Origin of the sequence: Peptoclostridium litorale DSM 5388 (assembly GCF_900141635.1) — a bacterium.
Lineage (GTDB): Bacteria > Bacillota > Clostridia > Peptostreptococcales > Peptostreptococcaceae > Peptoclostridium > Peptoclostridium litorale.
Map to the genome: position 1 here is coordinate 23,746 of NZ_FSRH01000020.1, position 8,104 is coordinate 31,849.

The 8,104-nt window shown below is 39.9% G+C and carries 9 protein-coding genes and 2 rRNA genes; 1 reads left to right on the forward strand and 10 read right to left on the reverse strand.

The window, feature by feature from the left end:
- Positions 1-24 precede the first annotated feature (24 nt).
- The 7 genes from BUQ87_RS14050 to BUQ87_RS14080 all read right to left on the reverse strand — a co-directional run bounded on the left by BUQ87_RS14050 (position 25) and on the right by BUQ87_RS14080 (position 6,713).
- Entirely contained in the window at positions 25-1,023 is a 999-nt protein-coding gene (locus BUQ87_RS14050) for a PTS sugar transporter subunit IIC (protein WP_038266718.1), read from the reverse strand.
- Between the two features lie 13 nt (positions 1,024-1,036).
- Positions 1,037-1,882 (reverse strand): carboxylating nicotinate-nucleotide diphosphorylase, encoded by an 846-nt coding sequence (gene nadC / locus BUQ87_RS14055; RefSeq protein ID WP_038266761.1) that lies wholly within the window; start codon positions 1,880-1,882, stop codon positions 1,037-1,039.
- Positions 1,866-3,350, reverse strand: coding sequence for an L-aspartate oxidase (nadB, locus tag BUQ87_RS14060; RefSeq protein WP_159434351.1), 1,485 nt, complete (start codon positions 3,348-3,350; stop codon positions 1,866-1,868). The genes nadC and nadB overlap by 17 nt, the downstream gene beginning before the upstream one ends.
- A gap of 13 nt (positions 3,351-3,363) precedes the next feature.
- On the reverse strand, positions 3,364-4,284 hold the full coding sequence (gene nadA, locus BUQ87_RS14065) for a quinolinate synthase NadA (RefSeq protein WP_038266712.1): 921 nt from the start codon (positions 4,282-4,284) through the stop codon (positions 3,364-3,366).
- A 65-nt stretch (positions 4,285-4,349) separates the two neighbouring features.
- A complete protein-coding gene (locus BUQ87_RS14070) occupies positions 4,350-4,868 on the reverse strand; it encodes a transcription repressor NadR (RefSeq protein WP_038266708.1) in 519 nt (172 codons plus the stop codon).
- Positions 4,869-5,064: 196 nt separating this feature from the next.
- Positions 5,065-5,889, reverse strand: coding sequence for an MBL fold metallo-hydrolase (locus tag BUQ87_RS14075; RefSeq protein WP_038266705.1), 825 nt, complete (start codon positions 5,887-5,889; stop codon positions 5,065-5,067).
- Between the two features lie 251 nt (positions 5,890-6,140).
- A complete protein-coding gene (locus BUQ87_RS14080) occupies positions 6,141-6,713 on the reverse strand; it encodes a uracil-DNA glycosylase (protein WP_038266702.1) in 573 nt (190 codons plus the stop codon).
- Between the two features lie 92 nt (positions 6,714-6,805).
- Between BUQ87_RS14080 and BUQ87_RS14085 the strand changes: the two genes are divergently transcribed.
- Positions 6,806-6,976: a 4Fe-4S binding protein gene (locus BUQ87_RS14085; RefSeq protein WP_038266700.1), complete on the forward strand. Its 171-nt coding sequence runs from the start codon at positions 6,806-6,808 to the stop codon at positions 6,974-6,976.
- A gap of 99 nt (positions 6,977-7,075) precedes the next feature.
- On the opposite strand, the gene BUQ87_RS14090 is transcribed toward BUQ87_RS14085, so the two are convergent.
- The 3 genes from BUQ87_RS14090 to BUQ87_RS14100 all read right to left on the reverse strand — a co-directional run.
- The gene (locus tag BUQ87_RS14090) at positions 7,076-7,627 is read right to left on the reverse strand and encodes a uracil-DNA glycosylase (protein WP_038266697.1); all 552 of its coding nucleotides are present in this window, start codon (positions 7,625-7,627) and stop codon (positions 7,076-7,078) included.
- A 178-nt stretch (positions 7,628-7,805) separates the two neighbouring features.
- Positions 7,806-7,922 (reverse strand): 5S ribosomal RNA (gene rrf, locus BUQ87_RS14095).
- Positions 7,923-7,968: 46 nt separating this feature from the next.
- Positions 7,969-8,104 (reverse strand): 23S ribosomal RNA (locus BUQ87_RS14100); the annotation flags it as partial.

The following is an 8,104-nucleotide window of genomic DNA, read 5'->3' on the forward strand; positions in this document are numbered from 1 at the left end:
TCCGGATGCCAAAGGCATCCGGATTCAGCTTTCAAGCTTCATATCTGAATATTTTATATATCCCTTACTTATCATGTACTTCGATATTGCAAGTGTAAGTGCAGCCGGCAGTATGAAGTGCATGAGAATGATTTTAGGTATCGAAGACGCTCCCATCACCGAAACCGTTGCAATCTGCCCTACCAGACCGGAAGTTCCCATTCCTGCACCTATGCTGCTTGTCTGCATTTTCATAATAACCGTTGAAACCGGTCCTAGAATTGCAGATGCAAGAGTCGGCGGAATCCATATATATGGATTCTTTATTATGTTTGGAACCTGAAGCATTGATGTTCCAAGCCCCTGTGCTATAAGCCCTCCAAATCCGTTCTCCTTGTATGATATCACTGCGAAACCTATCATCTGAGTGGAGCATCCCACAAGAGCCGCTCCCGCCGCAAGCCCGTCAAGTCCAAGCGCTATTGAAAGGGCTGCAGAGCTTACTGGCATTGTAAGTATCATTCCCATGGCTGCTGCCACTACTATTCCCATCGGTAGAGGCTGAAGCTCCGTGGCCATGTTTATGAATCCTCCGAGATTTTTCATGAACACCGACACTACAGGGGCTATAAGCGATCCCGCCGCCCCTCCGCATATTATGGTCACCGCAGGCACAACTACAATGTCTACTTTTGTCTTTCCGGATATTCTTCTTCCTATCTCCGCACCTATAAGAGCTGCTATATATGCGCCTACAGGCTCTCCTATTCCTATCATGGCCCCTGCGTCCGTAAGCCTTATGCTTCCCGCACCAAGAGCTCCCGTGATTATGGACGTAAATATCACAATCGGGGGGCTGCCAAGGCTAAAAGCCACCCCCGCACCTATTGCGGGCCCCATAAGATACTGGGCGCTTCTTCCGAACTGCCCAATGGCTTCAATCCCCAAAAGATCCCCCGCCTGCTTTAGTATCAGCCCTATTATAAGAGATCCAAACAGCCCCAGTGCCATTCCATTTAATGTCTTTGTAAGATAATTTCTCAAATATTACACCTCTTTACAGTTTCATAGATATGTCGAGCGACTTGAAAGAGTGGGTGAGCGCACCTACTGATATCACATCCACGCCCGTGCTTGCATATTCTCCAATATTCCCTTCGTCTATGTTTCCGGATACCTCTATTACTACCCTCTCATCCATTTTTCTGCATATTGCAACGCAGCCTTTGACCTTGTCGGGGCCCATGTTGTCAAGCATCACTATGTCCACATTCGACTCAATCGCCTGGACAAGCTCCTTTTCATCCTTTACCTCCACCTCTATTTTTTCAGTGTGGCCTATTGAACTCCTTATCTTTTCAACTGCATTTTTTATCCCGCCACAGGCCTTTATGTGGTTGTCTTTTATCATGACGCTATGCGACAAATTATACCTGTGGTTGTATCCTCCCCCGCATTTTACGGCGTATTTTTCAAGAAACCTCATGTTTGGAGTTGTCTTTCTAGTGTCAACCACCCTTGCACGGCTTTCACCCAAAATGTCTGACATCCTCCTTGTCTTTGAAGCTATACCCGAAAGCCTTTGGATTATGTTTAAGGCCGTCCTCTCTCCCTTGAGAAGTGTTCGTGTCTTTCCACCTACAGTTGCTAGTACATCCCCCTTGCATACCCTTTGAGAATCCGATTTAAATGATGTGAATTCAATCTCATCGTCTAAAATTTCAAATACTCTTCTCGCAATTTCAATTCCGCAGAGAACCCCGTCTTCCTTGCATATAAATCTAGCGCTTGAAATATCGGCTTCATCTATGAGATTGTCTGTAGTGATGTCGTAATAGTTTATGTCTTCCATGAGAGCATCTTTTATGAATTCATCCAGCTGTATTTTATTTAAAATCTGCATTTTCAATTATCTCCCCCAGTATCATACTTGCGACCTGCGCCATGTTAAGTGTTTCATAATACTCGATGTCCGTGCGATATGAGCCTTCCCTAAGCTCGCTGGTTATTTCTCCAAGCCTCTTTACTCCCCTGAGTGACTTTTCAATATCAGCCTCTATAAAATATGAAGACTGCATTATATCCATGATCTCAGACTTAATGCCCTTGTCTATATGATTGACGCCGTCATTTTTAACCGCCAAATCTATTTTTTCATATGCATGCCTTTGGAGCTTCATAGTACTTACAGCCCTTCTTGAAAAAACCATCCCCTCGAGAAGTGAATTGCTTGCAAGGCGGTTTTTACCGTGAACCCCTGTATTTGAACATTCTCCGACTGCATAAAGCCCCTGTATCCCGGTGCTTGAATTGATGTCCACATCTATTCCACCCATGAGATAGTGCTGGCAGGGATATACAGGGATACGTTCCCTTGTCATGTCAATATTCCACTCCATGCACTTTTCATATATATAGGGAAATCTCTTCCTTACATAATCTGAATCCTTGTGCGATATGTCCAGATAAAAATGATTTGAGCCTTGTATTCTAGCCTCTGCCAGTATCCCCTTGCACACATCGTCTCTTGGCGCAAGCTCCGCCATGGGGCTGTATTTGTGCATGAATCTTTGACCTCTTTCATTTAGAAGGTATGCGCCTTCACCTCTTACTGCCTCCGATATAAGGGGCCTCTCTTCCACTTCCACGTCAAGCGCCGTCGGGTGGAACTGTATATAGCTCATTTTCTTTATGCTTGCCCCCAGCTTTCTGGCAAGGCATATTCCATCCCCTGTCGCAACAGATGAATTCGTGGTGTTCTTGTATATCTTGCCTATGCCTCCTGTTGCAAGTACTACATTTGATGAAGTTACCGACTGTTTGTGCCCTTTGTGATCAATCAAATATACTATGAATTCATCATCTCTTTTTTCTATGTCGTATACAAATGTCCGTTCCATAAGCGATATGTTCTGCCTGTCCACAACTCTGCCAAGAAGCTTTTGGGCCACTTCCTTGCCAGTCGAATCCTTGCAGTGAACTATTCTCCTGATTGAATGTCCTCCCTCAAGTGTTCTCAAAAGCCTTCCATCACTGCCTGTGTCAAATTCTACACCTATATCCTTTAGCCTGAGTATATCTTGAGGACCTTCCTTTACCATTACTTCAACAGCTCTCTTGTCGTTTTCCGATTTGCCGGCCTTGAGCGTATCATCAAAATGGCTTTCAAAGCTGTCGTCTTCTGCAAGTACGCCGGCTATACCGCCCTGAGCCAAATATGTGTTGCTGTTTAAAAAATCTGACTTCGATATCAAAAGTACATTGTATTCACTTTCTGCGCTTATACATGTGTAAAGTCCAGCTATCCCGCTTCCTATAACAGTTATGTCGTAATGCATCAGTATCACCTCTGGATGTTTAAATAATCCCAATTATCCGTTAATTCTATCTTCCTGAAAGCCTTATCATATTTTCAAGGCTTTTTAGAGCATTTTTTCTAAGGCCCTCTTCAATCTCTATTTCAATTCCGCCCTTTCCTGCTGCGGCGCTATATACATCTGAAAGTGTAGTCTTTTTCATATTGAAGCATATAAGTGACGGAGAAAGCAGTTCGAACTCCTTGTCTGGATTCATATTTCTGAGAGTGTGTAATACCCCCGTCTCAGTGCCTATTATAAAGCCCTTTTCATCTGAATTTGTAGCATATTCTATTATTTCGGAAGTTGATCCCACAAAATCAGCTTCGTCGAGAACCTCTTTTCTGCACTCAGGATGCACAAGCACTGGATATCCCTCATGCTCTTTTCTCTTTTGTATCACTTCTTCTTTTCTCACCCTGTCATGCACATTGCAGTAACCATTCCATGATATTATATTTTTTCCCTCTATCTGTTCAGATATATAGTTTCCGAGGTTCATATCCGGAACAAACAGTATATTTTCCGCATCAATATTGTCTATGACGTCTACTGCAACAGACGATGTAACACATACATCAGCAGCAGCCTTCACCTGCGTAGTCGTGTTGACATACGCCACAACACAAAAATCTTCATGTTCCTTTTTAAAATCGATTATGTCCTGGGCGCTTATCATATTTGCCATTGGACACAGGGCATCTTCCACTGTAAGTATCACCTTTTTGTCTGGAGAAAGCGTCTTTGCAGTTTCAGCCATGAATTTCACACCGCAAAATATTATCTGATCACAGTCCACCTCAGCTGCAAGCTTACTTAGATAAAAAGAGTCCCCAACATAGTCCGCCACCTGCTGAACCTCGTAATTTTGATAGTTATGAGCAAATATCTTTATGTTTTTTTGGGCTTTTAACTTCTCTATTTCAAGTCTCATTTGATTTTCAGTCATATTTTTTCCTCCATCTGTATATTCACCTGTCTTGTCACCTATGATAAAAATATACCACTTAAACTCTATTCAATCAAGTATCCTTTTTCTTTCAATACCTTTACTATCTCGTCAAATGTCTGGCTGTCCTTTGTTTCTATGGTATGAAGGTGTACCCCTTCTGTGAGCGAAGATATTGGCTTTGCACCCTTTTCCTTAAGCTTGCCCACAAAATTTTCGACTTCCCTTCTAGATGAAACGTTTATTCCTGATCTTATTTCACCGTATACCGAATGGTCTACTATTACATCAATCACCTTTCCTCCGTTATCGACTATTGTAAACAGCTCGTCCTCAAGCTCTTCGATACATGAGTGGCTTGATATTATAACATCTGTATATATGTCATCATTACCTGCTCCTGGGACAAAATAACCCTGCGGTGTTGCGATTATATCAATTCCCTTTGCCCTTAGTATGGCTATGTCTCCAACTATCACCTGCCTGCTTACATCAAATATTTCTGCAAGCCTTGAACCAGTTACGGGTTCATTCGATTCTTTCAAAAGATTTTCTATCTGGCTCCTCCTGGTCAATGTATCCAATAATTTCACCTCCCTATTAATTCAATTATATACCATATTTTGCTTTTTATCACTCTAATAATGAAATCATAAAAATATGGGTTAAGAATGCTTTATTCCTATGATTTTTATTCAAAAATAAAATGAGATATTTAAAAGGATGAGTTACATAACTCATCCTTTTAAATATCTCCAAAAAACATATATTTGCTATAATTTAAATCTCGATTACATTTCCTGAATGGTTTTCAAAATATCCGCAGATATTTTTTCTCATATATCTTGCCGCATCCTCACCTGTACAGTGCGACATCCCTATATGCTTTATTCCCATTGACTTTATCTTCTCACAGGTAGCCTTTATTCTGTCCTCATCGGAGTCTATAAGATGGGCTCCTCCCATTACAGCGTATATAGAACGATTAGTCCTTTTTTGAATGCTCTCAAGCATATTAACTATGCCGGGATGAGAGCATCCCAATAATACCACAAGACCCTTATCCGAATCTACTGCCATGGCGATTTCATCGCTGAAATCGTCTAAAACAAATCTGCCGTCTTCCTTTACATAGAATACAGGAGCTGTTGATTCAAATTCAGAGTTTCTCTCGAAGTTAGAAAAAAGATATACACCTTTGAATATTTCAGCCACGTCTTCATTCACATATCTTATCTTTATACCATTTTCATCCAGGTATTCTCTTGTAAAGTTAGAACCCTTGTATGAATACTTCCTCCCATTAAAAGAATACTTTTTCCTGAAAAAATTATCACCTAAAAAAACTTCAAAGTCATTATTGACACGTTCTATAAAATCCACCAATCCATTTGTATGATCATAATGTCCATGGCTTATTACAACATGCTTTGCCTTTCGAATATCGACATCCATACTGTTTGCATTTTCTATGAACTTTCCACTCTTTCCTGTATCAAACAGTATTGAAAAATCTTCTGACTCCACGAAAAAAGAAAGACCGTTCTCACATTCATCGCATCTGCCCGGCGAATCCTCAATGAGAGTAGTAATTTTTAAATTCATAAGTTCACCTTCTCTTATAATGCTTTTACATAATTATACCATTATTTATAAATTCTTTTAATTAATTTATTTTTTAATATTACTTTATTTTCAAAATTGAATTAACACGAATTTTAATTCTGTAGTCTCATTAAAAGTTAAGTGCAATTCGTATCTTATCAGTATTATGTCTATATAACCATCATATTGCAAAACATTTCACATTTTTCACGATAATTAATTCACAAGTTCTATATGTAACTTGAAATTCACTACACTATGCCATTTTCACATATATATTTTTTTAGCTTTTGAAGGTCCTCAATATACACCTGCTTTAACTCTCTTCTATATATCACAGATGCAGGGTGGTACAGAGGAAACAAATCATATTCCTTTTCACCTATATTTACTTTCAATATCTTGCCGTGAATATCTCCTATTTGGGATTTTTCATCAAGCAGCTGCTTAAGCGGCGTATTTCCAAGAGTCACTATTATTGATGGGTCAACAAGTGCAAGTTCATCTTGGACAAGCGCCCTAAAACTTCTTATTTCTAAGATGCTGGGGCTTCTGTTTATTCGCTTGCCCGTTTTGGGGCTTATTTTGTAAGGCCTGAATTTAACGGAATTCGTTATGTAAACGTCTCCTCGTTTTACACCTAAAATCTGTATGAATTCGTCTAGGTTTTTACCCGCCTTGCCCACAAATGGCTTTTTTTGAATTATCTCGTTTTCACCAGGAGCCTCGCCTATTAGGAGTATATTCGACCCTATATCACCGTCAGAAAAAACAAATTCCTCGCCACCGCATATTTCAATACATCTTTTTATTAGCTCTTCCATGTATTTCACCTCTGTATATTTGATATTTTTGTTTTAAAAAGCCTGTTATGGATATAATACTTATAATTAAATTTTAAAAGGGGGATTTTTTTATGGCTTATAAGATTACTGAAGATTGCATCAACTGTGGAGCTTGTGAACCTGAATGTCCAGTTGAGGCTATCAGCCCTGGCGATGGAAAATACGTTATAGACGCTGACAAGTGCATAGACTGCGGAGCATGCGCTAACGTATGTCCTGTAGATGCACCTCAGCCTGAGTAAAAAAATTGGAACAAAATTAAAACTGCTAAATTTTTTAGCAGTTTTTTTGTTTATATGATTTGTTATCCCTTATTTGTTGCAGTTGTAAAGTGAAATCATTTATATTTCATCTATATATATCTTGTTCATAAGCTTCAAATCGTTCCAAAAATATCTTTTCTTTGACTCATCCCTTAAAACTGCTGCGGGATGATATGTGGGTATTATTTTAAAATCCCCTTGTTCTATAATGTTTCCTCGTCCCCTCGTTATCCTGAATTCAGGATCTATTATATTCTTGCAGGCCGTAGACCCAAGCAATACTATTATTTTGGGCTTTATAAGCTTTACCTGCCACCTCAGATACTGAATGCAGCAAGAAGCTTCTTCATTAGAGGGCACCCTGTTTCCAGGAGGTCTGCATTTTACTATATTGGCTATGTATACGCCTTTTCTATCTATCCCAAGTGCTTCAAGAGCCTTTTCAAGAAGCTGCCCAGCCCTTCCTACAAAAGGCCTTCCCTGAATGTCCTCCTGCTCTCCCGGTCCTTCACCTATAAACATTATGTCTGCATCTTCAGACCCTTCTCCAAATACCACATTTTTTCTATTTATACAAAGCATGCATTTTTGGCATTCCATGCACATCTTTTCAAGCTCATGCAAATTCACTTTTTATTCCCCCTAAAGAGATAGTATACATCAATTATACCATAATGCCACTTGCATTTTGACAGTATATCAATTTCATCAATACACTGTTATAAATTCAAATATATGCATGCTCCCGTATTGAGAATTTCAGCGTTTACAAAAAATAAAAAAACCTCCGAAATATCGGAGGTCTATCACGCAGCCACGTCCTATTCTCCCGGGACCTTCCGGTCCGAGTACCTTCGGCGCTAAGGAGCTTAACTTCTGTGTTCGGTATGGGAACAGGTGTATCCTCCTCGCTATAATGACTGCATTATGAAGATTTATCGAACCTTCAAAACTGCAAAGTTTTAATATTATTGGTCAAGTCCTCGATCTATTAGTACCCATCAGCTGAATGCATTGCTGCACTTACACCCTGGGCCTATCAACCAGATAGTCTTTCTGGGATCTTACCTTCTATGAAGTGGGAAATCTTATCTTGAGGTTGGCTTC

Bases quoted from the DNA above. Each gene is read 5' to 3' on its own strand.
- BUQ87_RS14080 (WP_038266702.1), bottom strand. From the start codon at position 6,713: ATGGAAGAGCTAATAAAAAGATGTATTGAAATATGCGGTGGCGAGGAA.
- nadA (WP_038266712.1), bottom strand. From the start codon at position 4,284: ATGACTGAAAATCAAATGAGACTTGAAATAGAGAAGTTAAAAGCCCAA.
- BUQ87_RS14075 (WP_038266705.1), bottom strand. From the start codon at position 5,889: ATGAATTTAAAAATTACTACTCTCATTGAGGATTCGCCGGGCAGATGC.
- nadC (WP_038266761.1), bottom strand. From the start codon at position 1,882: ATGCAGATTTTAAATAAAATACAGCTGGATGAATTCATAAAAGATGCT.
- BUQ87_RS14085 (WP_038266700.1), top strand. From the start codon at position 6,806: ATGGCTTATAAGATTACTGAAGATTGCATCAACTGTGGAGCTTGTGAA.